Here is a 26149-nt window from a genome sequence, read left to right as displayed (position 1 = left end):
GGCCTCTCCCTGGCCGAAACCCTGCCGCGGCGGCATGATCGCGCCGGTTTTCCGGGAGGGTACCGCGCATGGCCACGCTGTTCCGCTGCGACACGATCATCCGCAACGCCACGATCATCGACGGCACCGGCGCGCCACGGTTCCAAGGCGATGTCGCGGTCTCGGCCGACAGGATCGTCTCGGTCGGCGACTGCTCGGCGACGAGCGCGGACAACGAGATCGACGGCACGGGGAAGGTCGTCGCGCCGGGCTTCATCGATGCGCACACGCATGACGACCGCGCGCTTCTCTGCGGCGCGGAGTGCATGCACTGCAAGCTGACCCAGGGCGTGACGACGGTGGTGGCGGGCAATTGCGGGGTTTCGCTCTCGCCCCTGACGCGCGAGATGCGCCCCCCGCCGCCGCTCGACCTGCTTGGCGACGAGAGCTGGTGGCGCTTCGACAGCTTCGCCTCCTACGCCGACGCGCTGGAGCGGGAGCGGCCTGTGGTCAACGCCATCGCCTTCGTCGGCCACACCACGCTTCGCGTGCGCGAGATGGGCGATGGCGAGCTCACCCGGGCCGCGACCGAGGCCGAGGCCGAGCGGATGCGCGCACGGCTCGACGAGGCGCTGGCGCAGGGCGCGTGGGGGATGAGCACGGGGCTTTGGTATCCGCCGGCGATCGCGGCACCAACCGACGAGGTGATCGCTATCTCCCAGGCTCTCGCCGCGCGCGGCGGCCTCTACGCCACCCACATGCGCGATGAGGGCGACCGGGTGCTCGACAGCATCGAGGAGACGCTCGCCATCGGCGGGGCATCGAACGTCCCTGTCATCATCAGCCACTTTAAGTGCACCGGCCCCGCCAACTGGGGCCGCTCGACCGAGACGCTCGCGCGGGTCGACCGCGCTGCGGCGACGCAGAAAGTGTCGTTCGACGTCTATCCCTATCCGGCCTCGAGCACTGTGCTGATGCCCGAACGGCTTCGCGACGAGGTGCGCGTCGTCGTCACCTGGTCGGTGCCGCACCCGGAGATGCAGGGCAGGGACCTCGCCGAGATCGCGGCGGAATGGGGCATGACGCGGGCCGAGGCGGCAGCGAAGCTGCTTCCCGCGGGCGCCGTCTATTTCCAGATGAACGAGGAGGACGTGCGGCGGATCATCGCCCACCCGCGCTCGATGATCGGCTCGGACGGGCTGCCGCATGACAGCTTCCCCCACCCGCGGCTCTGGGGTACCTTCCCGCGCGTGCTGGGCCACTACGCGCGCGACCTCGGCCTCATCACGCTCGAGGATGCGGTGCGGAAGATGACGGGGCTGACGGCGGAGACCTTCGGCATCCCCGACCGCGGGCTGATCCGCCCTGGCCACCACGCCGACCTCGTTCTGTTCGACCCCGCAACCGTGATCGACAGCGCGAGCTTCGAGGACCCGATCCGCCCCAGCCAGGGTATCGAGCGCGTGTGGGTCAACGGCGTCGAATCTTATCGCTGGGGCGACGAGATCGGCCAGACGCGCGAACGCGCCGGGCGCCTGATCAGGAACCCCAACGCCGTCTGATCATCCTCGCACGGCGGCTGCGCGCACGGCGTTCGCGAGCTCGCGCCCCGCGGCGAAATCCGCGATGTTGGCGAGCGTGGTTTTGGCAATCGCCGCGAGGGCCTCGCGCGTGAAGAAGGCCTGGTGGCCGGTCACCAGCACGTTCGGGAACATCATCAGGCGCTGCAGCGTGTCGTCCTGGATGATCTCCGCCGAGAGGTCCTCGAAGAACAGGTCTGCCTCCTGCTCGTAGACGTCGATCGCGAGCCCGCCGAGCCGGCCCGATTTCAGCGCCTCGATCGCCGCCTCGGTGTCGATCAGCGCGCCGCGCGAGGTATTGACCACGATCGCCCCCTCGCGCATCCGCGCGAAGCTCGCAGGGTTCAGGAGGTGATGCGTCTGGGGCGTCAGCGGGCAGTGGAGGGAGATCACGTCGCTCTCGGCGATGATCTCGTCGATGGTCGCGTAGCGCACGCCTGCCGCCTCGAGCGTGCCGTCGCGGTGGATGTCATGCGCGAGCACGCGGCAGCCGAAGCCTGAGGCGAGGATGCGCGCGACGATCGCGCCGATCCGCCCCGTTCCGATGATGCCGGCGGTCCTGCCGTGAAGGTCGAAGCCGAGCAGCCCGTCGAGCGCGAAGTTGCTTTCCCGCGTGCGCGTATACGCCTTGTGGATGCGCCTCACGATCGCAAGCAGCAGTCCGATGGTGAACTCCGCCACCGCGTGCGGCGAATAGGCGGGCACGCGCACCACGGCGATGCCGAGCCGCTCGGCCGCGGCGAGATCGACATTGTTGAAGCCCGCGCAGCGAAGCGCGACGAGCTTCGTTCCGCCCCCTGCGAGGATGCTCAGCACGTCGGCGTTCGCGTCGTCGTTGACGAACAGGCACACCGCCTCGAACCCGTGCGCGAGCGAGGCCGTCTCGGCCGATAGGCGCGGCTCGAGCCAGGCGATCTCGTGGTTCGGGCCCTGGTCCTCGAAGCTCCGCCGGTCATAGGGCTTTGTGCTGAACATCGCCGTGCGCATGCGACCTCCCGAGCGTTGCATTGCGGGCAAACCTCGCATGCGCGGCTACGAAGCGGCCATACGCGACAAGGACAGCACCGCTGCCCCATCATGTCCGGCATGGACGTGCTGCCGGCCCTGCTCGCCTTCGCCTTCGCGTCATCGGTGACGCCGGGGCCGAACGTGATCATGGTCGCTGCCTCTGCGGCCAATCACGGTGTGCGCGCCACGCTGCCGCACATGCTCGGCATCACCTTCGGCTTTCCTGCGATGATCGTGCTCGTCGGCCTTGGCCTCGCCGGCCCCTTCGCGATGAGCCCGACGCTTCACCTCGTCCTGAAATGGATCGGCTCGGCCTGGCTTCTCTGGCTTGCGTGGAAGATCGCGCGCGCCGGCGCGCCGGGGGAGGGGACGGGCAAGCCGCCGCTCGGCTTCCTCGGGGCCGCTGCCTTCCAGTGGGTGAACCCCAAGGCCTGGATGCTCGCGCTCGCCGCGATCCCCGCCTTCTCCCGCCCGGGCGGAGACGTTCTTGCTGACACGCTGATGATCGCCGCGGCCTTCCTCGCCGTGTCCCTTCCGGCGCTCGCGGTGTGGGCGGTGGTGGGGCGAGGCGCTGCCTACCTGCTCGACAGCCCCGCTCGGCTTCGCGCCTTCAACGTCACTATGGCGCTCCTCCTGGTCGCTTCCATCGTGCTCGTGTTCATTTGACCCGTGGCCTTGCCAGGGCTCCCCGCGCGCCCTAATCCCGGGGCGGGAGGACCCCGACCGATGGATCAGACGCTTCTTCGTGACGATGCCTGGGCCGACCTGCGCGGTGAGGTGGCCAAGCTCTGCGCGCAGTTCCCCGGCGAGTACTGGCGCAAGCTCGACGCCGAGCGCGGCTATCCGACGGAGTTCGTCGCGGCGCTGACGGAGGCGGGCTATCTCGCGGCGCTGATCCCCGAGGAGTATGGCGGCGCGGGCCTGCCGCTCTCGGGTGCGGCGGCGATCCTCGAGGAGATCCAGCGCCAGGGCTGCAACGGTGCCGCCTGCCACGCGCAGATGTACATCATGGGCACCATCCTCCGGCACGGCTCGCCCGAGCAGAAGAAGAAGTACCTGCCGGAGATCGCGGCCGGCCGGCTTCGCCTTCAGGCCTTCGGCGTGACTGAGCCGACCTCCGGTACCGACACGACCTCGCTTCGCACCACCGCGAAGAAGGAGGGCGACCGCTACATCGTCAACGGCCAGAAGGTGTGGACATCGCGGGCGGAACATTCCGACCTGATGCTGCTCCTCGCCCGCACCACGCCGCGCGACCAGGTGTCGAAGAAGACCGAGGGGCTGTCGACCTTCATCGTCGACATGAAGGAGGTGCTGGGCAAGGGGCTGACCATCCGCCCCATCCGCACGATGATGAACCACAATTCGTGCGAGGTGTTCTTCGACAACATGGAGATCCCGGCCGGGAACCTGGTCGGCGTCGAGGGGAAGGGCTTCCGCTACATCCTCGACGGCATGAACGCCGAGCGCATCCTGATCGCTGCCGAGTGCATCGGCGATGCCAAGTGGTTCACCGACAAGTCGGTCGCCTACGCCAAGGACCGCCGCGTGTTCAACCGCCCGATCGGCCAGAACCAGGGCGTGCAGTTCCCGATTTCGCGCGCCTATGCGCAGTGGCGCGCGGCGGAACTCATGGTGAAGGACGCCTGCGAGAAGTTCGAGGCCGGCATCAATTGCGGCGCCGAGGCGAACATGGCGAAGATGCTCGCGGCGGAAGCCTCCTGGGCCGCTGCCGAGGCCTGCGTGCAGACCCATGGCGGCTTCGGCTTCGCGGAGGAGTACGACATCGAGCGCAAGTTCCGCGAGACCCGGCTCTACCAGGTCGCCCCGATCTCGACGAACCTCGTCCTCTCCTACATCGCCGAGCACGTGCTCGGCATGCCGCGGTCGTACTAGCCCACCGCGCGCCGGTGGCGGGGATGCGCGACAATCTCGCCCGGGTCTCCGGCCCGGGCGACTATCTCGCAACGCATTGGCGCGGCGGCTTCGGCCTCGGCTTCGCCTACTGGATCAACGGCGTTGCCGTCGGCCTGATCGTCTTCGCGGTGACGCTCGCGGTCGGCTACTTGATCCAGACGCGCGGCATCGCGCTCGGCATCACCACGATCAGGCTGCTGATCGCCCTCATTGTCATCGGCGGCCTCGTCGTTACCGCCTGGCAGGCCGTCGGAATCTGGCGCTCCGCCTCGGCGCATGTCGGGCGCGGCGGCAGGCAGGTCTGGGCGATCCTGGCCAAGGTCGCGGTCGTGTTCGGCGTGCTGCGGACGGCCGCCGAGTTCGTGCGCGACGCGCCGAGCCTCGCCGTCATCTTCGGCTGAGCCGTCACAGCAGCGGGTTCAGCAGCGAAACGGCGTTGTAGCCGAGCCGCCGCCAGGCCGGCCATTCGGCGACGTGGTCTGCCGTCACCGCGCGCGAGCAGCCGATGAAGCGGAGCTGCTGCTCGCGGAGCGCGCCGGCGGCGGCTGGGGCGGTGAAGAGGATGTTGTTCTCGAAGTTGAGGTCGAAGCTGCGGCGGTCGAGATTGGCCGAGCCGATCAGCCCGACCTCGCCGTCGAGCGTCAGCGTCTTGGCGTGCAGCATCCCCTCGGTGAACTCGCGCACCTTCACGCCCGCCTGCAGAAGCTCCTGGTAGTGGCTTCGCCCGGCGGCGGCGACGACCCAGTGGTCGCTCTCCGCCGGAAGGATGATGGTGACGTCGATGCCGCGCCAGCCGGCAGCGCACAGCGCCGATTGCAGAGGCTCGTCCGGCACGTAGTAGGGCGTGCTGATGATGAGCTCGCGGCGGGCGGCATACATCAGGCTCTGGAACATCTCGGGCATGGTCGCGTGCCGCAGCCCCGGGCCCGCGGCGACGAGCTGGGCCGTGACGTCGCCCCGCGACGGCTGCAGCGGGCGCGTCAGCATCTCCGAGATGTCCTCCTTCACGAAGGTCATCCAGTCTCCGGCGAAGAGGTGCTGGCACTGCCGCGCGATGGGCCCCTCGAAGCGCATCATCGTGTCCACCCAGAGCGCGCAGGGCGGCGTGCCGCCGAATTCGGGGTCGGCGCAGTTCTGGCTGCCGCAATAGGTGATGCGGTCGTCGATCACGATCACCTTGCGGTGGTTGCGCAGGTCGATCCGTCCCTTGGCGAGCCTGAGCAACGGGTTGCCGAGCGGCAGCGATACGCCGAGCTTCACCCCGGCCGCCTCCATCTCCGACCAGAGCCCGCTCTCGGTGATGCCCCAGGACCCGAGATCGTCGACCATCACGCGGCAGGCGACGCCGCGCCGCGCCGCGCGCGCGAGCGCGGAGGCAACGCGCCGTCCGTTGCGGTCATCGAGCCAGGCGTAGAACAGGAGATGCGCGTGATCGGTCGCCGCGTCGATGTCGGCGACCACGCGGTCGATCATGCCGTTGGTGTCAGGCATGATCTCCGCGCGGTTGCCGCCGACGGGGTCGTAGCCGCTGAGCGAGCGGCCGGCGACGAAGAGCGCCTCGTGCCGCGCGGGAATCTCGACGCTGCGTACGGCATCGTAACCGGGCGCGTCCGCCGGATCGGGCAGGCTCGCGATCACGCCGAGCATGCGCCGCAGCCGCGACTGGCCGATCGTGATCTCGCCGAGCAGGGCATAGGCGAGCAGGCCGAGGAAGGGGATGGCGAGGATCACCACGATCCAGGCGATGCGCGTGGAAGGATTGCGCATCGGCCGCAGCAGGACCCGCCCGATGCAGACGAGCTGAAGCAGGATATGGATCGCGATCAGCATAATGCCCCCAGACGTAGCAGAACCGGCAGCCCGCGCCGAGCGCCCCGCATCGTCTGGCCAGGGGAGGCGGGTGCGCTCTATGGTGCCGCCCCCCACCCTCCCCAACGCTCCTGCCCGAGCCGTCCGTATCGCCGGAGACGCCGACCATGACCGCACCGAAGCCCCTGCAGGGCCTCACCGTCCTCACCCTCGAGCAGGCCGTCGCCGCGCCGTTCCTCTCCTGCAAGCTCGCCGATGCCGGGGCGCGCGTGATCAAGATCGAGCGGCCCGAGGGCGACTTCGCGCGCGGCTACGACGACTACGCGAAGGGCATGTCGAGCTACTTCGTCTGGCTCAACCGCGGTAAGGAGAGCCTGGTCGCCGACATCAAGAAGCCGGAGGATGCCGCGCTGCTGCACGCGATCCTCGCCAAGGCCGACGTGTTCATTCAGAACCTCGCGCCCGGAGCCGCGGCCCGTGCGGGCTTCGGCTCGGCCGAGCTTCGCGCGAAGTATCCGCGCCTCGTCACCGTCGACATCTCCGGCTACGGCGAGGAGGGGGAATACGCGCAGATGAAGGCCTATGACCTTCTCGTGCAGGCAGAGACGGCGCTCTGCTCCGTGACGGGGCGGGCGGAGGGGCCGGGCCGTGTCGGCGCCTCGGTGTGCGACATCGCCTGCGGCATGGCCGCCTATGCCGGGGTGCTCGAGGCACTTCTGCAGCGCGGCATCTCGGGCAAGGGGGCGGGCCTCGCCGTCTCGCTGTTCGACGGCATGGCCGACTGGATGAACGTGCCGCTGCTCACCTACGAGGGCACCGGCCGCGCGCCCCCGCGCATCGGCCTCGCCCACCCCTCCGTCGCGCCCTATGGCGCCTTCACCCTTGCCGATGGCGGGCAGGTGCTGATCTCGATCCAGAACGAGCGGGAATGGGTGTCGTTCTGCCGCGAGGTGATACGCGACCCCGGCTTCGCGACCGACGAGCGCTTCGCCTCGAACGTCGCGCGCGTGCGCAACCGCGCCGCGCTCGATGCGCGGATCGCGGCCGAGTTCGCCTCGCTCGACCGGGCCGGCATCACCGCACGGCTGAACGGGGCGGGCACCGCCTATGGCTTCGTCAACGAGGTCGCGGATTTCTCGCGCCACCCTGCGCTGAGGCGGGTGAGCGTCGCGACGCCAGGTGGAGAGGTAGCCTATGCCGCGCCGCCGGTCCGCTGGGCCGAAGGTGCGCGCGACTATGGTCCGGTGCCGGCCATCGGCCAGCACTCGGCGGCGATCAGGGCCGAGTTCGGCGGCTGAGGCTCAGGTCGAGGGAGGCTTAGGCCGGCGAGGCGGGCGAGGGCAGGGCGGAGGTCTTCGGCTCCGGCGGCGCCTCGTTGCACGGTCCCGCGAGGGCGGGGGCGGCAAGCGCGACGAGGAGGGCGAGGGCGGCGACGAGGCGCATCTGACGCTCCTTGCGGACGGTGGATCGACCCGGACGCGCAATCATGCCCGAGCGGACGTGTCGGATTCAAGGCGCGCGGCGGAACGCCGCGACCCGGCGCGGGGCGAAGGCCGGGGCGATAGGCGCGGCACGGTAGGCATCGAGCCTCCGACCGGTCGCGGCGGCCTGGATACGGCCCATCCCGCCATTGTTGAGCAGCCCGCCCGGCCCCGCCTGCTGCGGCGCCGGGCGCTGGGCCCAGGCGGCGAGCTGCGTCTGGCGGAACTCCTCCGCCGCGATTCGGCTCTCCTCGGGCCAGGCGGCCATCACCCGGCGCTGATAGGCCTGGGCGAACTCGGGCGTCTGCGAGTGGTAGTGCGAGGCCGCCTGGAGCCAGTTCTTCGAGTTCTCGTAGAGCTGCGTCAGGAACTGCGCCGCGTAGGCGGTGTTCTTGGCGGGGTCGAAGCCGTCCTCGAGGCTCGCGAAGGCATTCGGGTGGTGGCGCAGGTTGATCTGCATGCAGCCGATGTCGATCGAGCGGACGCCCTCGGCCTGGAGCCGCCGAACCGCGGCAACCGCTTCCGCCTTGGTAGGGAAGAACTGCCCACGTCCCTCGGCATTGATGGTCCAGGGCCAGGGGCCGAAATTGCCGGTCTCCGGGTTGCGCCTGCCGCTCTCCACCCGCCCGAGTGCCGAGAGAAGCGCCTGGGGAATGCCGGCCGCACGCTCGGCGGTGCGGATGGCGGCGCGACAAAGCCGTGTCGGATCATCGGCTTGCGCGTTTGCCGGCAGGGTCGTGGCCGCGGCGGGCGCGACCAGGCCAAGCGTCGCGACAAGCAGGGGAAGGAGGCGTGGGATCGGTGTCATGGGCCAGGCATTGCAGCCGCCGTGCCACTGCGGCAGGCCCGCCCCGTGGATGAGCGGCGCCTGCGCAAGGGAGCGGACCCATGCGTCGGGGTCAGGACGCCATGCAGATGCTGCGGTGCAAAAAAACCTTGAAGCCCGGAGGGTCAAAGACTAGTTTGTGCAGCGCAGCACGGCTTCGGCCATGCTGTCTTTCTTGGACGTTTCCTCCCTAAACTTGGCCGCCCTCACGGGCGGCCATTTTTTTTGCCCGCTCAGCGCCGATGCGCGGGCGGGCCGGACGGGATGGTCTCTGCCCCGTCTGCGAGGGTGCGCTGCATGATCACGCTGTCCACCCAGCGGCCGAACTTGAAGCCGATCGCCTCGAGCCGGCCTGCCTCGCGGAACCCGCAGGCCGCATGCGCGCGGATCGAGGCGAGGTTGCCGCTGTCGCCGATCACCGCGAGGACCTGGCGGTAGCCCAGCGCGGCCGCCTGCTCGACCAGCGCCGCGATCAGCCTCCGCCCGACGCCACGCCCAACACCCTGCGGGGCGACATAGACGCTGTCCTCCACCGTGTAGCGGTAGGCGCTGCGCGGCCGGTAGAGGCCGAGATAGGCATAGCCGAGGATCTCCCCGCCCTCCCCCGCGGTGGCGACGAGCCAGGGCAGGCCGAGCGCGAGCACCGCCGCGCGCCGCTGCGCGAACTCCTCGAGCGAGGGCGGCTCGTCCTCGAAGCTCGCGAGGCCCGTCATCACGTGGTGGCGGTAGATCGCGTGCATCGCTGGAAGGTCGGCATCGGTCGAGGGCCGGAGGGCGGGCGAGGCAGGCTCGGCGGCGGGCGTGGCGAGGCTCCGCGCGGGGTGGGCGGCGATCGTCTCGGCATTCATGGCGGTGGACCTTGTGAGGAGAGGGGGCTCGGACGAGGCGGTGAGGGCGTTGCCGCCCGGGTGCGATCAGCCTCGTCGGAGCATCGACCAGTCCTCGCGCGCGAGCAGGCCGATCACCGCCTCGAGCCGCGCGCTGAGCCGCGCGAAGCCGCAGGAGCGGGTGATGCGTTCCTCATCCATGTAGAGGGCGCGGGCGAGTTCGATCTGCACCGCGTGCACCCCCTCGCGCGGGCGCCCGTAATGGCGGGTGACGAAGCCGCCCGCATAGGGGTCGTTCCGCCGGACGCTGAACCCCGCCTCGAGCAGCGCCTCCTCGAGGCGGCGCATCACCACGGGGCTTGCCGAGGTGCCGTGCGCGTCGCCGAGCACGATGTCCGGCTGCCGGCTCCGCCCCTGGCCGGGCAGGGTCGGCATCGAGTGGCAGTCGACCAGCACGCACACGCCGAACCGCGCCCGCGTGGCATCGATGAGCCCGGCGAGCGCGTCGTGATAGGGCTGCCAGCAGGTGGCGATGCGCGCCTCCGCCTCGGCGAAGGAGAGCTTGCGGCGGTAGATGGTCTCCCCCGTCGCGACCACGCGCGCGATCGTGCCGAGACCTGCGCCGACGCGCGGGCTCGCTGCGTTGACGTAGCCCGGCAGGGCCTCGTCGAACATCGCGGGGTCGAGCTCCCACGGCTCGCGATTCGCGTCGCACCAGGCGCGCGGGAAGAGGGCGTGGATGAGCGGGCAGCCATGCCGAGGGGCCGCCTCGAACAGCTCCTCCACGAAGCTGTCCTCGCTCCGCCGCAGCGCATGCGCGTCGAGCCTCGCAGCGGCGATGAACTCGTCCGGATAGCTTCGCCCAGAGTGCGGAGAGGCGAACACGACCGGCGCGCGCTGCGCTTCCGGCGCGAGCACGGTGAAGGCCGGCTCGGGCGCGCGGTGCGACGCGTCGGTGAGGTGCGACAGCGGCAGGTCCATCGGCGGCGATGAAAGCATCACGCGCAAAGGCTGTCACCGGCCATGACACGCTCCGCCTTGCACCCCGCGCGTGCGGCGGCTATAGGCGGCGACGGCGGGCGCGTAGCTCAGCGGGAGAGCACCACCTTGACACGGTGGGGGTCAGAGGTTCGATCCCTCTCGCGCCCACCAGGACCGGCCGGCACGCCATCGGTCCTGACCCGCGCCCCCTGAGTTCAGATGAACCGCGATTGCCCGGAGCGTAGCTTCGGCGTGTGCCGTCACGTGCGGACGGTCGTCTCGACATAGGCGAGGTCATGCGGCGCCTCGCCGATCCGGACGGATTGCTGGATCTCGATCCGCGTCGTCACGCCGAGGCGTGCGCCGCGCCGGATTGCCTCGTTGAGTGCCGTCGCCGCCGTGCGGATGGCGTTCGATGCCTCGACGGCGAGGCCCATCGTCGAGTCGTCGGGTGTCACTCCCCCCTCCTGATCCCTGGCACCAATTCCCCCGGATATAGGGCTTTACACGGCTTTTATCATGCCCCTGGCCCGTTGGCCCAACGACATCTCGCGCAAGGCCGCGGAGCCTGAGCTAGGCGTCACCCCGCCGGCTCGACCGGCTCGAGAAGCCCGGCGTCGTCCTCCCGCACGTTGCCGACGCGGCGTGACACTGGCCAACAGCGGAGCCAATCGTCGGGGCAGGGGCGAAGCAGGGCCTGCACCGCGTCCGGCCCGGCCTCCGTGTCGCCGAGCCAGGCCGGCCAGTCCTGCTCGCCGAGGATCACGGGCATGCGCTCGTGCAGCGGGCGCAGCGTCGCGTTGGCCTCGGTCGTCGCGATCGTGAAGCTTCGCAGCACCTCGCCGCTCGCCGGGTCGCGCCAGCCTGTCCAGAGCCCGGCGAAGGCGATCGGCCCGCCGTCGGCGCGCGCGATCGCATAGGGCTGCTTCGGCGGCTTCTCGCCCTTCCACTCATAGAAGCCATCCGCCGGAACGAGGCAGCGGCGGGACCGGAAGCTGTCGCGGAAGGCAGGCGCGGTTGCGATCGTCTCCGACCGCGCGTTGATCATCCTCGCCCCGATCGAGGGGTCCTTCGCCCAGTGCGGAACCAGGCCCCAGCGGAGCAGGTCGAGATGCCGCTCGCCCGTCTCGGGGTGGCGGCGCACCACGGGTGCGGTCTGCGTCGGCGCGATGTTGTAGCGGGGGCCGACATTCGGCAGCACGCCGGTGCGTATGCCCATCCAGCGCGCGATCTCGGCGGGGGGACGGTTGAGCTGGTAGCGGCCGCACATGCGCCGCATTCTTCCACGCGTACGACGTTGCGCCCAGCGTTGGAGAGACTGAGTTGACGGTGGCCTCCGGTGGCACGCCGGCGCGGCACGGCGCCCCCACGCAATCACGATCGCCAGGCTCAGCGTGTTGACGCGGCGGACGTCAGGCCCTGATGCGGCCCTGTCATGCCCTCGCAGGTGCCGCTCGGCGCGATGCGACGATCAGGCCGCCGATGGCGAAGGCGAGCAGGGCCAGCGCTCCCGGTTCGGGCACCGCCGTGCCGTTGAAGGTGAAGCTGATGGCGATCGTCGTGCCGTCGACATAGGAGAGGCCGTTCCAATCCAGCCGGATGTCCGTGTCGGTGAACGTGACGCGACCGTCGTCGAAGCCTGGCATCGTCGTCGCACCGTCGACGCTTGCGGAAACGATGCCGAGCGTGCCGCTGGTGAGGCTGAACACCGGCCCGTTGAACGCGGAACCGTTCCATGTCGGGTTGGTCAGCACCGTTTCGAATGAGATCAGCAGCGACGTGTCCGAGAAATCGGTCACCAGCGAGGTCACGTTCTCGACGTTGCCGGTCGTTTCGATCCCTGCGCCAACCGTGAATGTCGGCGGTGACCACGTCGCGAACCCATACACCGTGCCGACGTCCGGAAACCGATAGGTCGCTTCCATCTCCTTGCCAAGGAAGCTCGCGTGCGCCGCCCCCGCAACGGATGCAGCGATCAGCGCCGCGCCAACCATGCTCAATGACCTGTTCACTGTCGCTGGCCCCCTCGATGTCAGCGTGGTTATTGAATGATATCGAAAATGCAACGCATCGTCTACAAACGCGAGATTGAGTAGCAATAATCATCCTCCGGTAGTGGGTCGAGGTCCGGCACAGCGGCACGCGTGTGTCGCCTCGCATCCACGGGGCAGCGGCTTCTTCCGCCTCGCGGGAGGAGCCAAGGGCCGGGACCCAGGGCCAGGGTGCAGGGCGCCGGGGCCGACCCTGGCCACGATTGACCCTCGGGCCAGCGCGCCGTAAGCGTCGCCCGTCGATCTGGGAGGACCAATCCATGCGCGCCACACGCCGCACCATTCTCGCAACCGGCATCGCGGCCCTCGCGGCGCCGACGACGCTCCGCGCCCAGGGGGCGCAGATGCGGCTCTCGCATCAGTATCCCCCTGGCCACCACATCGCGAAGGTGCTCGCCGCCTTCGCCGAGGACGTCAACGCCAAGGGAGCGGGCGTCACGGTGCAGGTGTTCCCGGCCGAGCAGCTCGCCAAGGTGGCGGAGAACTTCCCCGGCGTGGCGCGCGGCGCCTTCGAGGCGGCGGTGGCCACCAACTTCACCTGGGGCAACACCATCCCCGAGATGAGCGCGCCGACCATCCCGTTCCTGTTCACCGAGCTCGAGCGCATCAAGAAGTTCCCCGGCTCCGACGCTGCGAAGTTCCTTGACGAGGCGACGGCAAGGCGCGCCGTGCGCTCCGTCGCCTGGCTCTTCACCACGCGCACCTCGATCTTCACCTCCGGCCGCCGCCCGATCATCCAGCTCGCCGACTTCCAGGGGCTGAAGATCCGCGGCATCAACCCGCTGATCGACACGGGCCTCCGTGCCGTCGGCGCCGCCCCGGCGGCGACGCCCGCGCCCGAGGTCGTCGGCGCGCTCCAGTCGGGCGTGCTCGACGCAGGCCTGACGGACGTGTCCGCAGCCGTCAGCCGACGTTTCTACGAGGTGCAGAAGTTCGGCACCGTCACGCCGTTCTTCGGCGTCTTCACGCAGGTCTACGTCAACCCGCGCTTCTGGGACGGGCTGCCCGCCCCGGCCCGGTCGGCGCTCGAGGCGAGCCTGAAGAAGGCCGAGGCCGATGCCGTGACGGCGACCGAGGAGACGGCGGCCGCCGCGGTGGGCGAGCTCCGCGCCAAGGGCATGACCATCCACGTCCAGACGCCTGAGGAGCAGGCGGCGTGGCGTGCGGCCATGCAGCCGCCGGTGATCGAGGCGTTCCGGCGTGCGGCGCCCGATGGCGGCGCGCGCATCCTCGAACTTCTCGAGGCGCTGAAGGCCTGAGCGGCGGGCGCGCGCGGCATCGCGGAGGGGGCTCGTGCTGCGCGCGCTACGCCTGTTCGAAGGGTTCGCCGGCCTTGTCGCCCGGGTCGCCGCGACGCTCGGGGCGGTGGCTGGCCTCGTCTGCTTCGCCCTCGTCTGCGCCTCGGTCGGCTGGCGCTACTTCCTCGGCCAGCCGCAACCCTGGATCGATCATGCCGCTGCCTGGCTCGTCGTCGCCCTGGTCATGCTCGCTGCCGCGGAGACGCAGCGACGCGAGGAGCATATCGGCGTCGAGGTGGTGACGAACCGGCTGCGCGGCGGGGCGAGGCGGGCGGCGCGCATCCTCTCGGTGCTTTCCGTGCTCGCGGTCGCGGCGATCCTCCTGCGGGAGGGGATCGAGACGGTCTCGTTCAGCCGGATGATCGGCATCGCGACCAACATCGAGGCCGTGCCGCTCTGGTGGCTTCACCTTCTTATTCCGATCGGCGCGGCGCTTCTGCTTCTCGTTTCGCTCGCGCAGCTTCTTGTGCTGCTCGCGGGCGGCGAGCCGCGCGGGTCTGCCCCGCGCGACGAGGCGGGCCTCACTGCCGCGAGCGGCTCGGGCGAGTGAGCGTTCCGGTTCGATGACGTTCTTCGCCACCCTCGCGGGGCTGCTCGTCCTCCTCTATCTCGGCGTGCCGATGTTCGCCGCGATGACGCTTCTCTCGCTCGGCGTGCTCTGGGCGACGGAGGGGACGGTCGCGACCCTCGGCGAGTTCGTGTTCGGCAAGCTCGACAGCTACCTTCTCGTCGCCGTGCCGCTCTTCATGCTGATGGCGCATTTCATGGTGCGCGGCAGGGTGGTGGATGACCTCTTCCACACCGCCCACACCATGCTGCGGCACATCCGCGGCGGGATCGGCGTGGCGACGGTCGCTGCCTGCACCGTGTTCGCCGCCATCTCCGGCTCCTCCGTTGCGACAGCGCTCACGATCGGCAAGGTCGCGATCCCGCAGATGCTGCGCTACGGCTATTCGCGGAAGGGTGCGTTCGGCGTCGTCGCCGGTGGCGGAACGCTCGGCATCCTCATCCCGCCCTCGGCTCCGATGGTTCTCTACGCCTATGTCACCGAGGCGTCGGTCGGCGCGCTGTTCGCCGCCGGCGTCGTGCCTGGGCTCATGATGGCGGCGATGTTCGCGGCCTACTGCATGGCGACGGAGGGAAGGCCCGTCGCGACGGACGAGGCGGGTGCTTCGCGGCAGCTCGAGCGTGCCTCGTTCCGGGAGATGGCCACCGCCATTCGCAAGAGCTTCTGGGCGCTGACGCTTCCGCCCTTCGTTCTAGGCGGAATCTACTTCGGCATCTTCACGCCGACCGAGGCGGCAGGGACCGGCGCACTCTGGGCGCTCGCCATCGCCGTGTTCGTCTACCGGCAGATGACCGTCACGGCGCTGTGGGACGGCATCTCGGACGCGACGCGCACGACGGCGATGCTGTTCATGATCATCATCGGCGCCTCGCTCTACGGCTACATGCTGACGAAGCTGAACGCGCCGCAGGAGCTGACGCAGCTCATCGTCGATATGGGCCTCGGCCGCACCGGCTTCCTTCTCGCCATGGCGGTGCTCCTGTTCCTGCTTGGGCTGATCCTCGAGAGCTTCTCGATCATTCTTCTCACCACGCCAGCGATCCTTCCCGTGCTCGACGCGCTCGCCATCGACAAGGTGTGGTACGGCGTGCTGCTGACGCTGAACCTCGAGCTCGCGCTCATCTCGCCTCCCGTCGCGCTGAACCTCGTCGTCATCAAGGCGATCACGGGCGCGCCGCTGTCGGAGGTGAACATGGCGGCGATCCCCTACATGGCGATGCTCGCGCTCGGCATCGTGCTGATCATCGCCGCCCCCGACATCGCGCTGTGGCTGCCCCGCGTCGCCGGCTACTGAGGCACTGCGGCCGCTACTGCACCGACACGTCGAGCCAGCCGAGGGGCGTGACGGTCGCGCGGTCGCGCTCGCGCAGCAGCACCGTCGTGGTGCTCGATTCCACGAGTGCCGGCCCCTCGATCACCTGCCCCGGGCCGAGCGCGTCGAAGCCGAACACCGACACCTCCTGTTCCGTGCCTAGATGGATGCGCCGCGTGCCGTGCGGAGGGGCGGCCGCGTCTCTGCCGCGCGGCGGCTCGGAGGGAAGCGAAGGCAGGACGCCGATCACCGCGACGCGGGCATTGACGAGCACGGCTTCCTGGTCGCGCAGCGCATAGGTGTAGAGCGCCTCATGCCGGTCGTGGAACGCTTCGGCCATGCGCGCGCGAAGCCCTGGCGCGTCCCACTCCACGGTGCCGAGATCGACCGGCACCTCGAAGATCTGCTCGCCGTAGCGCATGTCGGCAGAGCGACGTATGCGCACCTCGCCCTCGAAGCGCGCTGCTGCGAGCCGCGCGCGCCCCTCCTGCTCCATCTCGGCATAGACGGCGCGCAGCGCCTCGTCCTCGAGCGTGCTCGCATCGCCGATATGGGTGCGCGCGACCTCGCAGCGCAGGTCGGTCGCGAGCATGCCCCAGGCCGAAAGCACCGAGGCGAGCCGCGGCACGAGGACGCGCGTGAGGCCGAGTTGGCGCGCGATGTCGGTGATGTGCAATCCCGCCGCGCCGCCGAAGGAGAGAAGCGCGAAGCGGCGCGGGTCGATGCCCCGCCGGACGGAGGCTAGCCGCACGCCTTCTGCCATGCGCGTGTTGACGACGCGGTGGATGCCCTCCGCCGCCGCCATGCGGCCGAGGCCGAGCGCGGCGGCGACGCGATCGACGGCAACCTCCGCCGCGGCGAGATCGAGCCGCGACCGGCCGCCCATGAAGCCGGCGGCATCGAGATAGCCGAGGACGAGATTGGCATCCGTCACGGTCGCCGCCTCGCCGCCGCGGCCGTAGCAGGCGGGGCCCGGCATCGCGCCCGCGCTCTCCGGGCCGACATGCAGCACGCCACCCGCATCGACGCGTGCGATCGAGCCGCCGCCCGCGCCGATCGAGACGATGTCGAGGCTCTGCAGGCCGACGCGCTGGCCGGCGAGCTTGCGGTCGGACGAGATCGCCGCCTCGCCTTCGGTGATCAGCGAGATGTCTGTGCTCGTGCCGCCCATGTCGAAGGGGATGAGGTTGGCGATGCCGGAGAGTCGCGCGACGTGGCGCGCGCCGGCGACGCCGCCCGCGGGGCCGGAAAGCACCGCGCCGGCCGCGAGCCGAACCGCATCGGCAACGGTGGCGACCCCGCCATGCGACTGGATTATCAGCAGCGGTCCTGCGAAACCCGCTTCTGCGAGCCGCGCCTCGAGCCGCGTCAGGTAGCGTTCGAGCGCGGGGCCGACATAGGCGTTGACCACCGTCGTGCAGGTGCGCTCGTACTCCTTGATCTCCGGCAGCACCTCGGAGGAGAGCGAGACGTAGCAGCCAGGCAGCGCCGCGCGGACGGCCTCTGCCGAGGCGCGCTCATGCGCCCCGTCGCGCCACGCATGCAGGTAGCAGACAGCGACCGACCCCACGCCCTCCTCCCTTAGCCGCGCGATGGCGCGGTCGAGCGAGGCGCGGTCGAGCGGGATGGCGACGTGGCCGTCATGGCGCATCCGTTCGGTCACGCCGAGCCGGCGGTCGCGCGGCACGAGCGGCTCGGGCGGGGGAAGCCGCAGGTTGTAGCGGTCCTCCTTCAGCCCCTCGCGCATCTCGAGGATGTCGGCGTGGCCCTCCGTCGCGAGCAGGCCGACCGTCGCACCCTTGCGCTCGAGAAGCGCGTTGGTCGCGACCGTCGTGCCGTGGACGATACGGTCCGTTTCGGCAAGCATCGCTTCGCGCGAGAGGCCGAGCTCGGTGGCGAGAAGGCCGAGCCCCTCCATCACGCCGAGCGACTGGTCCTCGGGCGTGGAGGGGGATTTCGCGTGCACGACGCGCCCTGCATCGTCGACCGCGACGAGGTCGGTGAAGGTGCCGCCGACATCGATTCCTATACGATACGCCATCGCGCTCAGGCCTCGCCCGTGACGAAGCCGAGGCGGCGGTCGCGCGCGCGTTCCTCCGCGCTCCGTTCGCCAGGCGGTCCCCAGCCGCCTCCGCCGCCCGAGCGCGCCTCGATGATGTCGCCGGGGTGGATGACGATGCCGACCTCCTTCGTCTTCAACACGCGGACCTCATCGCCCGAGCGAAGCACGTAGCGATGCGGCGCGCCGTCGCGCCCGCCGGCGATTCCACAGGCGCCGTACTTCACCCCGTCCCCCGCCGTGTTTGCTACGGCCGGCTCGGCCACCTCGACGGCGAAGGCGAGATCGCCGCCCGGACCGCCGCGGAAGCGACCGTCCCCGCCGCTGTCGGGGCGGAACTGGTGGCGCAGGAAGTAGAGGGGGAAGCGCACCTCGGCGACCTCGATCGAGCCGAACTTGATACCGCCCGCAGCCTGCCACTCCCCCGCGCCCGGCCAGCCATCGCCCGCGGGCGAGGCGCCGCCGCCCGGCCGCGCCTGGAACAGGTGCCAGATGAAGGGGCGGTTGCGCCGCGGGTCGCGCCCCTGGATGGCGATGCGGAAGCGTCGTCCCCAGCCTGCCATCGCCCGGTCCGGGCAGGCGGGCGCAAGCGCCTTGATCACCGCCTCGATGATCTCCTGGCCGCTGCAATTGGTCGACAACGTCACCGGCTTGCCTGGCCGTGGGTGGCAGATCGTTCCCTCGCGGGTGACGATCCGCACCGGCCGGAAGGCACCGTCGTTCTTCGGCGTCTCGGGGTCGATCAGGTAGGAGAGGGCGACGAGGACGGCCGAGCAGGTATTGGCGTAGGCGGAGTTGATGAAGCCGTCGACCTCCTCGTGGCTGTCGGAGAGATCGACGACGAGGTCGCTTCCCGTCTTCGTCACCGTCGCGCGGATGTGGATGTCGCGGAAGCGGTGCCCGTCATCGTCGATCATCGCCTCGCCGCGATAGACGCCGTCGGGCCAGGACGCGATGACGGCGCGCACCTGCCGCTCTGCGCCGTCGAGCACCGCCTCGATCGCCGCATGCGTCGCCTCCGAGCCGAACTCCGCGAGCAGCGCGCCGAGCCGCCTCTCGCCGACGCGCGCCGAGCCGATCATCGCCGCGAGATCTCCCCGGAAGTCGCGCGGGTGGCGGACGTTGAGCGCAAGCAGTTCCGCAACGTCGTCGCGCAGTTCGCCGCGATCGTAGAGCCGCAGCGGCGGGACACGGATCCCCTCCTGCCAGATCTCGGTTGCACCGGGGTTGTAGGCGCCGTGCGTCGCGCCGCCGATGTCGCTCTGGTGCGAGCGGTTGATCGCCCAGAAGGCCAGCCGGTCGCCGTCGAACACCGGCACGAAGGCGGTGAGGTCGGGCAGGTGGTTGCCGCCGCGATAGGGATCGTTCAGCAGATAGACGTCGCCGGGATTGATCCGGCCGCGGAAGTAGTCGTGCACCGAGCGCACCGCCCAGGGAAGCGCGCCGACATGGATCGGCACATGCTCGGCCTGCGCGATCAGGCGCCCCTCGGCATCGGTGAGCGCTGTGGAGAAGTCGCGGCTCGAGTTGAGGATCTGCGAGTAGGAGGTGCGCAGCATCGCCTCGCCCATCTCCTCGACGATGGCGTGCAGCCTGTGGCGCACGACGGAGATGGTCACGGGGTCGATTTCGGGCATGGGCCTGTCCTTGCTCGGTGCGGCGGAGCGGACAGGATACGCCGCCCTGCCCGGGGGCCAAGGCGGTCAGGCGCCGCTTCGCGCTGCCAGGCGGTCCTTCGCGATGCGGCGCAGCCCATCGGCAGCGGCCGTGCCCATCGCCTCGGTGAGCGTGTGCTGCACGGTCCGCCACGTGACAAAGGCTTCCTCGAGCGTCGATCGGCCACCCGGCGTGATCGCGACACGGCGTGAGCGTGCATCCGCCTCGTCGCGCGCGACGGTGACGAGGCCGCGCCTGGCCGCGAGCGCGACGTTGCGCGTCATCGTCGTCCTGTCGGCGCCGATGATGGTGGCGAGGGCGCCGATCGTCTGCTCGCCCTTCAGCGCAAGCACGGCGAGAAGCGTGAACTGCGTGGAACGAAGCCCGTGTGCGCGCAGGCCGCGGTCGAAGCTTGCCGTGATCGCGCGCGCCGCGCGCCGCGCGGCGAGACAGAGGCAGCCGACGGTCTCGCGAAGGTGAGGTGTTGCCTCCATGGCAAGAATGTATATACACGCATCAAGCAAAGCAATGGCGCCGCGGGTTCACCGCGCTGCCGGTGAGGAAGGAACGATCAATGAAGAACGGCGCCCCGCGCTTCGTCTGGTACGAGCTCGTCACCACTGACCCCGAAGCGGCGGCCGGGTTCTACCGCACCGTTCTCGGCTGGGAGGCCAAGCCCTTCGAAGCCTCGCCCGTCCCCTATCTCGTGCTCGAAGCGGCAGGGCAGGGCGTTGCCGGCATCATGGCCCTGCCGGAGGAGGCGCAGGCGGGCGGCATGCCGCCTGGCTGGCTCGGCTATGTCGGCGTGCCGGATGTCGATGCCGCGACCGAGGCGCTTCGCGGCGCGGGCGGTTCGGTGCACAAGCCGCCGCAGGACATTCCCTCCGTGGGCCGCTTCTCCGTGGTGGCAGACCCGCAGGGCGCCGTGTTCATGCTCTTCACGCCGGCCTCGGCGGATGGCCCGAAGCCGAATGGCGGCATGCCCGCCGTTGCCTGGCACGAGCTGCACAGCACCGACTGGCAGAAGGCATTCGACTTCTATGCCGGGCAGTTCGGCTGGGCGAAGCACGAGGCGATGGATATGGGCCCGATGGGCACGTACCAGATCTTCGGCGAGCAGGGCGGCGAGGCGATGGGCGGGATGATGACCAACCCGATGATGCCCCGACCGCACTGGCTGTTCTACGCCTCCGTCGACGACATCGATGCCGCGCAGAAGCGGCTGACGGATCAGGGCGGCGCGGTGCTGCACGGGCCGCAGCCTGTGCCGGGCGAGGCCTGGATCATCCAGGCGCGCGACCCGCAGGGCGCGATGTTCGCGATTGTCGGCCCGCGCGCTTGAGGGGAGAGGGACGATGAACGTCTACATCAACCTTCCCGTCGCCGACCTCGCGCGCACGCGGAGCTTCTTCGCCGCCCTCGGCTTCGCCTTCGACGACCGCTTTTCCGACGAAACCGCCCTTGCGATGAGGATCGGAGACGGAGCGATGGCGATGCTACTGACGCATGCGAAGTTCGCCGCCTTCACGCCGCGGCGCATCGCCGATGCGCGGGCGACGACGGAGGTGCTGACGGCGGTGCAGCTCGACAGCCGCGCGGCCGTCGATCGCATGATCGAGGCGGCGTGCGCTGCGGGTGCGACGGAGGTGCGCGAGGCGGAGGACCACGGCTTCATGTACGGCCGCGCCTTCTCCGATCCGGACGGTCATATCTGGGAGCCGTTCTGGATGGATGCCGCGCAGATCCCCGCCCGCGCGGCCTGACACCCCACGCTTGATCGAAACCAGCTAGGTAGGAAGGACGGACGCATGACCTATGTCGATGGCTTCATGGCCGCGGTGCCGACGGCGAACCGCGAGGCGTATCGCCGCCATGCGGAGGAGGCGGCAAAGGTATTCAAGGAACACGGCGCGCTCTCCCTCGTCGAATGCTGGGGAGACGACGTGCCGGAGGGCAAGGTCAACTCGATGCACAGCGCGGTCCTGCGCAAGCCGGACGAGACGGTGGTGTTTTCCTGGATCACCTGGCCGTCCAAGGAGGTGCGGGACGCCGGCCATACCAAGGTGATGGAAGACCCGCGGCTGAAGCCCGACGTGAACCCGATGCCGTTCGACGGCAAGCGGATGATCTATGGCGGCTTCGAGATGATCGTCGACGCCTGAGCCGGTTCCGGCCCGCCTCCGGCCTTCCACCGGGGGCGGGCCGATTCGTCAGGTTTTCCGACACGCTGTCGGCAAGCTTTACGCCATCCCGCCAGAACTCAGACCCCTGTATGGGTCACCGACATATTCCCGTCTTCGCAGATGCGGCATGCATCTTGCAGCCTGGTCGCCACGAACCTGTTGCAACCCATTTCGAAAGGGTGCCGACCAGTGCGTCATCAGCTTCTCGCGGCGGTTGCCGCCGCCGCCATCATCGGCTTCTCGGGCAACGCCCAGGCCGGTACCATCCTGCACGACAGCGTGGGCGACTTCGCCTCGATCGTGTTCAGCCAGGGCCAGCGCACGCTGCCTGGCTCGCTCGCGCTCGGCCCGGTTCCGGCCGCGCGCAGCAACGTCAACGCGATGTTCGACGGCAACAACACCACCATGCTGTCGCTCGGCCTCGGTGGATACATCTCCTTCCTCATCTCGCCGACCGACAACGTGATCAGCTCCGGCTCGATCATCGAGCTGACCTTCGCCGGCTCCGGCCACAAGGAGATCGCGAGCCTCTATCTCGGCGATGATCTCGGCAACTGGGTGTTCATCGGCAAGCTGCTGAACGACCAGCTTGGCGCCGCGGTCGACACCTCGGGCGGCAGCGGCGCGGCCGCGCTCTCCGCCGTCGACGGCAACGGACCGACCACCTATTCGATGACCGTGAACGGCGGAAGCTTCAACTCGCTGCGGCTGGTCGACATGTCGCCTGTCGAGGCGAACAACCGCGACGGCTTCGACATCGCCGAGCTTCGCATCACCTCCGTGCCGGTGCCGGAGCCTGCGACGCTCGCCCTGCTCGGCGCCGGGCTGCTCGGCCTCGGCGCCGTCTCGCGCCGCCGCCGCGCCGCCTGAGCGCCACGGCTTCGCGGAGCGAATGAGGGCGGTGGCCGCGAGGCCACCGCCCTTCTCGCATCTGGGAGCGGTGCCCTCAGGCGCTCTCGTAGAGCCGTGTCAGCGAGAACTCCCGATGGCCGAGGATCTCCGCCGCGCTGAGCTCGCCATCGGCGGTCCTGACGATGCAGTCGAGCAGCGCCTCGCCGGCATCGTCCATGTTCATCGATTTCTGCAGAATGCCGGTCACGTCGACGTCGATATGCTCCGACATGGTGCGCATCGTGCGCGGGTTCGCCGTGATCTTGATCACCGGCAGGATCGGGTTGCCGATGACGTTGCCCTGGCCGGTCGGGAAAGTGTGAACGGCGTAGCCCGACGCCGCGCAGAGCGTGACCATCTCGGCCGCGGCCGAGGAGCTGTCCATGAACCAGAGCCCCGACCCCGTCGGCACCTCGGCCTTGTCGATCACGCCATCGACGAGGCACTTCTTCCCGATCTTCTGGATGTTGCCGAGCGCCTTCTCCTCGATCGTGGTGAGGCCACCCTCGATGTTGCCCTTGGTCGGCTGGCTCTCGGAGAGGTCGTTGGTCTTGTTCGCCTCGACCACACCCTGGTAGCGGTCGAACATCGCCTGGAACTGCGCGGCGATCTCCGGCGTGCGGCACCGCGCCTTGACGAGATGCTCCCCGCCCGTCAGCTCCGTCGTCTCGCCGAAGACGAGCGTGTTGCCGTTCTCCCAGAGCTTGTCGAACGCGTTGCCGACGGTCGGGCAGGAGGCGAGGCCGGAGGTCGTGTCGCTCTCGCCGCACTTGGTCGAGACCCAGAGCTCCGACAGAGGCGCCTTGCTGCGCTTGATCCGCGAGGCGTGCTTGAGCAGGCGGTAGGCGGCGCGCGAGGCGTTCGCCACCGTCGCGATGTCGCCGTGCTGCTCGATCCAGAATCCCTCGACGGGCTTGCCCGTCCTCGCGATGCCCTCGACGATCCGCCCCGTCCAGCCAGGCTCGATGCCGATCACGACGACACCCGCGACGTTCGGGTTCGCGCCGACGCCGATCAGCGTCCGGAAATGCAGCTCGAGATCCGCACCGAACTGCAGCCTCCCGTAGGAATGCGGGATGGCGAGCGTGCCCTTGATGTTGTTGGCGACCGCCTCGCAGGCGGCGTTGGAGAGGTCATCGACCGGCAGGATGATGACGTGGTTGCGCACGCCCATACGCCCGTTCTCGCGCCGGTATCCCTCGAAGCTCTGGGAGCCAAGTTTCATGCCCATGGTCGCTTCTCCCTCACCAGCGCTTCGTCTTGACGTTGTGCACGTGCAGGTGCTCGCCCGCGCCGATCGGCGCGACGGCGCGGCCGATGTCGACGCCGTACTTGATGATCGTGTCGCCCGCGGCGATGTCGCGGATGGCGAGCTTGTGGCCGATCGGGATGTCCGACTTCGCGGTGAACTCGATCATCTTGTCCTGGTCCATGATCCAGCCGGTCAGGGGCTGGCGGGATTTCAGCCCCTCGACCACCACGACGCCGACCGAGTCGTGCTCGTCATGCACGACGAAGTGGATCGTCATCCGCGTTCTCCCTTCCCGTTCCTGCTTCGAGGCGAGTGCCGTCCGCGCACGATGCGCGAGCGTGCGCGCCCCGGCAATGGGGGGCGCGCGCCGCAGGCGAGGGAGGTTCAGTCGGCGTACTGGTTCGCCGCCTGCAGAACCGGCCGCCACTTGGCGATCTCTGCCATCCAGTGCGCGCGGTGCGCCTCGGGTGTCGCGCGCTCCGCCGGCTCCGGCATGGTGCCGAGCTCGGCGAAGCGGCCGATCACCTTCTCGTCCTTCAGCGCGGCCTGCAGCGCGCGGGAGAGCCGCGCGATCACCGCTTCGGGCGTGTTCCGCGGCGCGTAGAGCCCGTGCCAGATCGTCACCGCAAGATCGGGCATGCCGACCTCCGCGGTCGTCGGCACGTCCGGCAGGGCGGCGAGGCGCTCGGGTACGGTCACGGCATACACCTTCACCGCACCGGCCCGGATCTGCTCGGTCGTGTTCGTCGTCTGGTCGCACATCAGATCGATGCGCCCGCCGAGCAGCTCGGTCATCGCCGGGCCCGTGCCGCGGAACGGAACCGCCGTCATCGGCGTCTGCAGCAGGTACTGCAGCAACGTGCCGCAGAGCTGGCTCGCCGCGCCGAGCCCGGCATTGCCGAGATTGACGTTCTCCTTCGTGGCGCGGATCCAGGCGATGAGATCCGTGAAGCTCGCTGCCGGGTGGTCCTTGCGCGCGATCACCGTCATCGGCACCGGCGTGACGAGGCCGATCGGCGCGAAGGCGTTCACCGGGTCGTAGGGCAGGCGTCGATAGAGGGTGGGGATCGTTGCCATGCCGATGTGGTGCAGCAGGATCGTGTAGCCGTCGGGTCGCGCCTTGGCGACGCGGTCGGCGCCGATCGTGCCGCCGGCGCCGCCGGCATTCTCGACCACCACGGTCTGGCCGAGGTCCTTGGCCATCGCCTCGGAGATCAGCCGCGCCACCGCATCGGTCGGCCCGCCTGCGGCGAACGGAACGACGATGGTGACGATGCGCGTTGGATAGGTCTGCGCCTGCGCCGGTGCGGCCAGGGCCGACAGCGCAGCGACAAGCAGGGTACGGCGGATCATGGACGTTGCCTCCTTGGCCAAACCGCGACGTCTGTGCGGTCGCCCGAAGCGTTCGTCAAGCGGAAGGAATCGGTCAGGCCTCGGCCGGCTGCCAGTGCCGAAGCACCGCCTCGCGGGCACGCGCGAAGGTCGTGTTCTCGCGGATCGGAAGCGGCTGGCCCGAGCGCGCCCAGCGCAGCGCGAAGTCGCGCAGCTCGTCATCAGCGAGCGTGGTCGCGACCAGGTCGTTGAGCAGCTCTGTCAGAACCTCGGGCGGTGCGTCCGCGTCCTCGCCGCCTGTGACCTGCGCGGCCACCGCACGGGAGAAGGCGAGGGCATCGAGGATGGCGGCGGCCTCCTCGACGGAATAGTCGTGCAGGTCGCGGCACGGCGGGGCGGGCACGATGCGCGCCTCCATCAACGCTTCGACCTGGTCGTCGGTCGCCGTGCCGGGGCGGCCTGTGCGCGGCATCTGCGGCCAGGCGGGCTCCGCCTCGACCGGTGCGGCCATCTCGGGCGTCGGAACGATGCCGGCGACGGGCTGCCGCCGGCGGAACCATCGCCACGGCATCAGCAGGAACAGCACGAGCGACAGCGCCGAGCCGATAAGCGCGCCGAGCCAGCGGATCAGGCCCATCGACGGCTCCGCCCCGCGCCCGACACCGAAAGGGCCACGGCGGTTGCCATGGCCCGTGGGGTGGGCGGTGTCATCCTGAAGCCTGGCATTCCTGAGCCCAGCATACCTGAGCCTGGCATCGCGTCAGCAGCGACACCGGGAGGGGTTCAGAACCCCTCGCGCTCGAGCCGCTTGCGCTCCAGCTTGCGGGCGCGGCGAACAGCCTCTGCCCCTTCGCGGGCGCGGCGTTCGGACGGCTTCTCGTAGTGCCGGCGCAGCTTCATCTCGCGGAAGATCCCTTCCCGCTGCATCTTCTTCTTGAGCGCCTTGAGCGCCTGATCGACATTGTTGTCGCGAACCAGAACCTGCACGTGCCGTTACCCTCCATCGGGCTCTTGCGCCTTGCCCAGGATGGGCTCCTTCCGCAGGCGCGCAAACGGAACCGCGCCTGGCGAACCGAGGCGCGGGGTCAGCCTGAATAGCACAGGGCAGGGCTGCGGCAAAGCGCGCAGTTGCCATGCAT

General features: G+C 69.7%; 29 protein-coding genes and 1 tRNA gene. 13 read left to right on the top strand and 17 right to left on the bottom strand.

Going from position 1 to position 26149, the window contains the following annotated elements:
* Window positions 1-68: 68 nt before the first annotated feature.
* Window positions 69-1541, top strand: coding sequence for an N-acyl-D-amino-acid deacylase family protein (locus tag FIF60_RS00935; RefSeq protein WP_144182853.1), 1473 nt, complete (start codon window positions 69-71; stop codon window positions 1539-1541).
* On the opposite strand, the gene FIF60_RS00930 is transcribed toward FIF60_RS00935, so the two are convergent.
* Entirely contained in the window at window positions 1542-2546 is a 1005-nt protein-coding gene (locus FIF60_RS00930) for a 2-hydroxyacid dehydrogenase (protein ID WP_144182851.1), read from the bottom strand. It lies immediately after the preceding gene.
* A 99-nt stretch (window positions 2547-2645) separates the two neighbouring features.
* Here FIF60_RS00930 and FIF60_RS00925 point away from each other — a divergent pair, with 99 nt between their 5' ends.
* From FIF60_RS00925 to FIF60_RS00915, 3 genes are read left to right on the top strand one after another with little or no spacing between them, the layout of a single operon-like run.
* Window positions 2646-3233 carry a LysE family translocator gene (locus FIF60_RS00925; protein WP_144182849.1) on the top strand — a complete coding sequence of 196 codons (588 nt, stop codon included), beginning with the start codon at window positions 2646-2648 and terminating at the stop codon, window positions 3231-3233.
* Between the two features lie 60 nt (window positions 3234-3293).
* Window positions 3294-4463: an acyl-CoA dehydrogenase family protein gene (locus FIF60_RS00920; RefSeq protein ID WP_144182847.1), complete on the top strand. Its 1170-nt coding sequence runs from the start codon at window positions 3294-3296 to the stop codon at window positions 4461-4463.
* Between the two features lie 23 nt (window positions 4464-4486).
* Window positions 4487-4885 carry a hypothetical protein gene (locus FIF60_RS00915; protein WP_144182845.1) on the top strand — a complete coding sequence of 133 codons (399 nt, stop codon included), beginning with the start codon at window positions 4487-4489 and terminating at the stop codon, window positions 4883-4885.
* Between the two features lie 4 nt (window positions 4886-4889).
* Here FIF60_RS00915 and cls read toward each other — a convergent pair whose 3' ends face one another.
* A complete protein-coding gene (gene cls, locus FIF60_RS00910) occupies window positions 4890-6314 on the bottom strand; it encodes a cardiolipin synthase (protein WP_144182843.1) in 1425 nt (474 codons plus the stop codon).
* 146 nt (window positions 6315-6460) lie between these two features.
* Between cls and FIF60_RS00905 the strand changes: the two genes are divergently transcribed.
* Window positions 6461-7591, top strand: coding sequence for a CaiB/BaiF CoA transferase family protein (locus tag FIF60_RS00905; protein WP_144182841.1), 1131 nt, complete (start codon window positions 6461-6463; stop codon window positions 7589-7591).
* 19 nt (window positions 7592-7610) lie between these two features.
* Here FIF60_RS00905 and FIF60_RS22225 read toward each other — a convergent pair whose 3' ends face one another.
* The 4 genes from FIF60_RS22225 to FIF60_RS00890 all read right to left on the bottom strand — a co-directional run bounded on the left by FIF60_RS22225 (window position 7611) and on the right by FIF60_RS00890 (window position 10408).
* Window positions 7611-7736 carry a hypothetical protein gene (locus FIF60_RS22225; protein WP_275426698.1) on the bottom strand — a complete coding sequence of 42 codons (126 nt, stop codon included), beginning with the start codon at window positions 7734-7736 and terminating at the stop codon, window positions 7611-7613.
* Window positions 7737-7802: 66 nt separating this feature from the next.
* A complete protein-coding gene (locus tag FIF60_RS21880; RefSeq protein ID WP_204251042.1) occupies window positions 7803-8582 on the bottom strand; it encodes a transglycosylase SLT domain-containing protein in 780 nt (259 codons plus the stop codon).
* Between the two features lie 251 nt (window positions 8583-8833).
* Complete coding sequence (locus FIF60_RS00895) at window positions 8834-9448, bottom strand: GNAT family N-acetyltransferase (protein ID WP_144182839.1); 615 nt, start codon at window positions 9446-9448, stop codon at window positions 8834-8836.
* 66 nt (window positions 9449-9514) lie between these two features.
* Entirely contained in the window at window positions 9515-10408 is an 894-nt protein-coding gene (locus tag FIF60_RS00890; protein WP_144183175.1) for an N-formylglutamate amidohydrolase, read from the bottom strand.
* A 96-nt stretch (window positions 10409-10504) separates the two neighbouring features.
* Here FIF60_RS00890 and FIF60_RS00885 point away from each other — a divergent pair.
* A tRNA-Val gene (locus FIF60_RS00885) sits at window positions 10505-10579 on the top strand.
* 89 nt (window positions 10580-10668) lie between these two features.
* Here the strand turns inward: FIF60_RS00885 and FIF60_RS00880 are convergent.
* From FIF60_RS00880 to FIF60_RS00870, 3 genes are all read right to left on the bottom strand, one after another.
* Window positions 10669-10866 carry a hypothetical protein gene (locus tag FIF60_RS00880; protein ID WP_144182837.1) on the bottom strand — a complete coding sequence of 66 codons (198 nt, stop codon included), beginning with the start codon at window positions 10864-10866 and terminating at the stop codon, window positions 10669-10671.
* Between the two features lie 122 nt (window positions 10867-10988).
* On the bottom strand, window positions 10989-11678 hold the full coding sequence (locus FIF60_RS00875) for an SOS response-associated peptidase (RefSeq protein ID WP_144182835.1): 690 nt from the start codon (window positions 11676-11678) through the stop codon (window positions 10989-10991).
* A gap of 163 nt (window positions 11679-11841) precedes the next feature.
* Entirely contained in the window at window positions 11842-12507 is a 666-nt protein-coding gene (locus tag FIF60_RS00870; protein WP_144182833.1) for a PEP-CTERM sorting domain-containing protein, read from the bottom strand.
* Window positions 12508-12719: 212 nt separating this feature from the next.
* On the opposite strand from FIF60_RS00870, the gene dctP reads away from it, so the two are divergent.
* The 3 genes from dctP to FIF60_RS00855 are packed head-to-tail and all read left to right on the top strand — an operon-like array spanning window position 12720 to window position 15619.
* Window positions 12720-13718 (top strand): TRAP transporter substrate-binding protein DctP, encoded by a 999-nt coding sequence (gene dctP / locus FIF60_RS00865; RefSeq protein ID WP_144182832.1) that lies wholly within the window; start codon window positions 12720-12722, stop codon window positions 13716-13718.
* Window positions 13719-13752: 34 nt separating this feature from the next.
* A complete protein-coding gene (locus FIF60_RS00860) occupies window positions 13753-14307 on the top strand; it encodes a TRAP transporter small permease (protein ID WP_144182830.1) in 555 nt (184 codons plus the stop codon).
* A gap of 13 nt (window positions 14308-14320) precedes the next feature.
* On the top strand, window positions 14321-15619 hold the full coding sequence (locus FIF60_RS00855) for a TRAP transporter large permease (RefSeq protein ID WP_144182828.1): 1299 nt from the start codon (window positions 14321-14323) through the stop codon (window positions 15617-15619).
* A gap of 13 nt (window positions 15620-15632) precedes the next feature.
* Here FIF60_RS00855 and FIF60_RS00850 read toward each other — a convergent pair whose 3' ends face one another.
* The 3 genes from FIF60_RS00850 to FIF60_RS00840 all read right to left on the bottom strand — a co-directional run bounded on the left by FIF60_RS00850 (window position 15633) and on the right by FIF60_RS00840 (window position 19846).
* Window positions 15633-17678, bottom strand: a complete 2046-nt coding sequence (locus FIF60_RS00850; protein WP_144182826.1) for a hydantoinase/oxoprolinase family protein — start codon at window positions 17676-17678, stop codon at window positions 15633-15635.
* Between the two features lie 5 nt (window positions 17679-17683).
* A complete protein-coding gene (locus FIF60_RS00845) occupies window positions 17684-19333 on the bottom strand; it encodes a hydantoinase B/oxoprolinase family protein (protein WP_144182824.1) in 1650 nt (549 codons plus the stop codon).
* Window positions 19334-19399: 66 nt separating this feature from the next.
* The gene (locus FIF60_RS00840) at window positions 19400-19846 is read right to left on the bottom strand and encodes a MarR family winged helix-turn-helix transcriptional regulator (protein ID WP_144182822.1); all 447 of its coding nucleotides are present in this window, start codon (window positions 19844-19846) and stop codon (window positions 19400-19402) included.
* Window positions 19847-19926: 80 nt separating this feature from the next.
* Here FIF60_RS00840 and FIF60_RS00835 point away from each other — a divergent pair, with 80 nt between their 5' ends.
* The 4 genes from FIF60_RS00835 to FIF60_RS00820 all read left to right on the top strand — a co-directional run bounded on the left by FIF60_RS00835 (window position 19927) and on the right by FIF60_RS00820 (window position 22405).
* A complete protein-coding gene (locus tag FIF60_RS00835; RefSeq protein ID WP_144182820.1) occupies window positions 19927-20694 on the top strand; it encodes a VOC family protein in 768 nt (255 codons plus the stop codon).
* A 13-nt stretch (window positions 20695-20707) separates the two neighbouring features.
* A complete protein-coding gene (locus FIF60_RS00830; RefSeq protein ID WP_144182818.1) occupies window positions 20708-21115 on the top strand; it encodes a VOC family protein in 408 nt (135 codons plus the stop codon).
* Between the two features lie 45 nt (window positions 21116-21160).
* A complete protein-coding gene (locus FIF60_RS00825) occupies window positions 21161-21514 on the top strand; it encodes a DUF1428 domain-containing protein (protein WP_144182816.1) in 354 nt (117 codons plus the stop codon).
* A 210-nt stretch (window positions 21515-21724) separates the two neighbouring features.
* Complete coding sequence (locus FIF60_RS00820; protein WP_239451426.1) at window positions 21725-22405, top strand: PEP-CTERM sorting domain-containing protein; 681 nt, start codon at window positions 21725-21727, stop codon at window positions 22403-22405.
* Window positions 22406-22481: 76 nt separating this feature from the next.
* Here FIF60_RS00820 and FIF60_RS00815 read toward each other — a convergent pair whose 3' ends face one another.
* From FIF60_RS00815 to rpsU, 5 genes are all read right to left on the bottom strand, one after another.
* Window positions 22482-23657: a UxaA family hydrolase gene (locus FIF60_RS00815; RefSeq protein WP_275426697.1), complete on the bottom strand. Its 1176-nt coding sequence runs from the start codon at window positions 23655-23657 to the stop codon at window positions 22482-22484.
* A gap of 13 nt (window positions 23658-23670) precedes the next feature.
* Complete coding sequence (locus FIF60_RS00810) at window positions 23671-23955, bottom strand: UxaA family hydrolase (protein WP_144182814.1); 285 nt, start codon at window positions 23953-23955, stop codon at window positions 23671-23673.
* Window positions 23956-24062: 107 nt separating this feature from the next.
* Window positions 24063-25031 carry a tripartite tricarboxylate transporter substrate-binding protein gene (locus FIF60_RS00805; RefSeq protein WP_144182812.1) on the bottom strand — a complete coding sequence of 323 codons (969 nt, stop codon included), beginning with the start codon at window positions 25029-25031 and terminating at the stop codon, window positions 24063-24065.
* A gap of 73 nt (window positions 25032-25104) precedes the next feature.
* On the bottom strand, window positions 25105-25647 hold the full coding sequence (locus FIF60_RS00800) for a hypothetical protein (protein WP_144182810.1): 543 nt from the start codon (window positions 25645-25647) through the stop codon (window positions 25105-25107).
* A 146-nt stretch (window positions 25648-25793) separates the two neighbouring features.
* Window positions 25794-25997 (bottom strand): 30S ribosomal protein S21, encoded by a 204-nt coding sequence (gene rpsU, locus FIF60_RS00795; RefSeq protein WP_144182808.1) that lies wholly within the window; start codon window positions 25995-25997, stop codon window positions 25794-25796.
* Between the last annotated feature and the right edge of the window lie 152 nt (window positions 25998-26149).

This window comes from Elioraea rosea (assembly GCF_007644105.1).
Taxonomy (GTDB): domain Bacteria; phylum Pseudomonadota; class Alphaproteobacteria; order Acetobacterales; family Acetobacteraceae; genus Elioraea_A; species Elioraea_A rosea.
This window is presented reverse-complemented; position numbering and strand designations above follow the sequence as displayed.

Bases quoted from the DNA above. Each gene is read 5' to 3' on its own strand.
- FIF60_RS00935 (WP_144182853.1), top strand. From the start codon at position 69: ATGGCCACGCTGTTCCGCTGCGACACGATCATCCGCAACGCCACGATC.
- FIF60_RS00930 (WP_144182851.1), bottom strand. From the start codon at position 2,546: ATGCGCACGGCGATGTTCAGCACAAAGCCCTATGACCGGCGGAGCTTC.
- FIF60_RS00925 (WP_144182849.1), top strand. From the start codon at position 2,646: ATGGACGTGCTGCCGGCCCTGCTCGCCTTCGCCTTCGCGTCATCGGTG.
- FIF60_RS00920 (WP_144182847.1), top strand. From the start codon at position 3,294: ATGGATCAGACGCTTCTTCGTGACGATGCCTGGGCCGACCTGCGCGGT.
- FIF60_RS00915 (WP_144182845.1), top strand. From the start codon at position 4,487: ATGCGCGACAATCTCGCCCGGGTCTCCGGCCCGGGCGACTATCTCGCA.
- cls (WP_144182843.1), bottom strand. From the start codon at position 6,314: ATGCTGATCGCGATCCATATCCTGCTTCAGCTCGTCTGCATCGGGCGG.
- FIF60_RS00905 (WP_144182841.1), top strand. From the start codon at position 6,461: ATGACCGCACCGAAGCCCCTGCAGGGCCTCACCGTCCTCACCCTCGAG.
- FIF60_RS22225 (WP_275426698.1), bottom strand. From the start codon at position 7,736: ATGCGCCTCGTCGCCGCCCTCGCCCTCCTCGTCGCGCTTGCCGCCCCC.
- FIF60_RS21880 (WP_204251042.1), bottom strand. From the start codon at position 8,582: ATGACACCGATCCCACGCCTCCTTCCCCTGCTTGTCGCGACGCTTGGC.
- FIF60_RS00895 (WP_144182839.1), bottom strand. From the start codon at position 9,448: ATGAATGCCGAGACGATCGCCGCCCACCCCGCGCGGAGCCTCGCCACG.
- FIF60_RS00890 (WP_144183175.1), bottom strand. From the start codon at position 10,408: ATGGACCTGCCGCTGTCGCACCTCACCGACGCGTCGCACCGCGCGCCC.
- FIF60_RS00875 (WP_144182835.1), bottom strand. From the start codon at position 11,678: ATGTGCGGCCGCTACCAGCTCAACCGTCCCCCCGCCGAGATCGCGCGC.
- dctP (WP_144182832.1), top strand. From the start codon at position 12,720: ATGCGCGCCACACGCCGCACCATTCTCGCAACCGGCATCGCGGCCCTC.
- FIF60_RS00855 (WP_144182828.1), top strand. From the start codon at position 14,321: ATGACGTTCTTCGCCACCCTCGCGGGGCTGCTCGTCCTCCTCTATCTC.
- FIF60_RS00850 (WP_144182826.1), bottom strand. From the start codon at position 17,678: ATGGCGTATCGTATAGGAATCGATGTCGGCGGCACCTTCACCGACCTC.
- FIF60_RS00845 (WP_144182824.1), bottom strand. From the start codon at position 19,333: ATGCCCGAAATCGACCCCGTGACCATCTCCGTCGTGCGCCACAGGCTG.
- FIF60_RS00840 (WP_144182822.1), bottom strand. From the start codon at position 19,846: ATGGAGGCAACACCTCACCTTCGCGAGACCGTCGGCTGCCTCTGTCTC.
- FIF60_RS00835 (WP_144182820.1), top strand. From the start codon at position 19,927: ATGAAGAACGGCGCCCCGCGCTTCGTCTGGTACGAGCTCGTCACCACT.
- FIF60_RS00830 (WP_144182818.1), top strand. From the start codon at position 20,708: ATGAACGTCTACATCAACCTTCCCGTCGCCGACCTCGCGCGCACGCGG.
- FIF60_RS00825 (WP_144182816.1), top strand. From the start codon at position 21,161: ATGACCTATGTCGATGGCTTCATGGCCGCGGTGCCGACGGCGAACCGC.
- FIF60_RS00815 (WP_275426697.1), bottom strand. From the start codon at position 23,657: ATGGGCATGAAACTTGGCTCCCAGAGCTTCGAGGGATACCGGCGCGAG.
- FIF60_RS00810 (WP_144182814.1), bottom strand. From the start codon at position 23,955: ATGACGATCCACTTCGTCGTGCATGACGAGCACGACTCGGTCGGCGTC.
- FIF60_RS00805 (WP_144182812.1), bottom strand. From the start codon at position 25,031: ATGATCCGCCGTACCCTGCTTGTCGCTGCGCTGTCGGCCCTGGCCGCA.
- FIF60_RS00800 (WP_144182810.1), bottom strand. From the start codon at position 25,647: ATGGGCCTGATCCGCTGGCTCGGCGCGCTTATCGGCTCGGCGCTGTCG.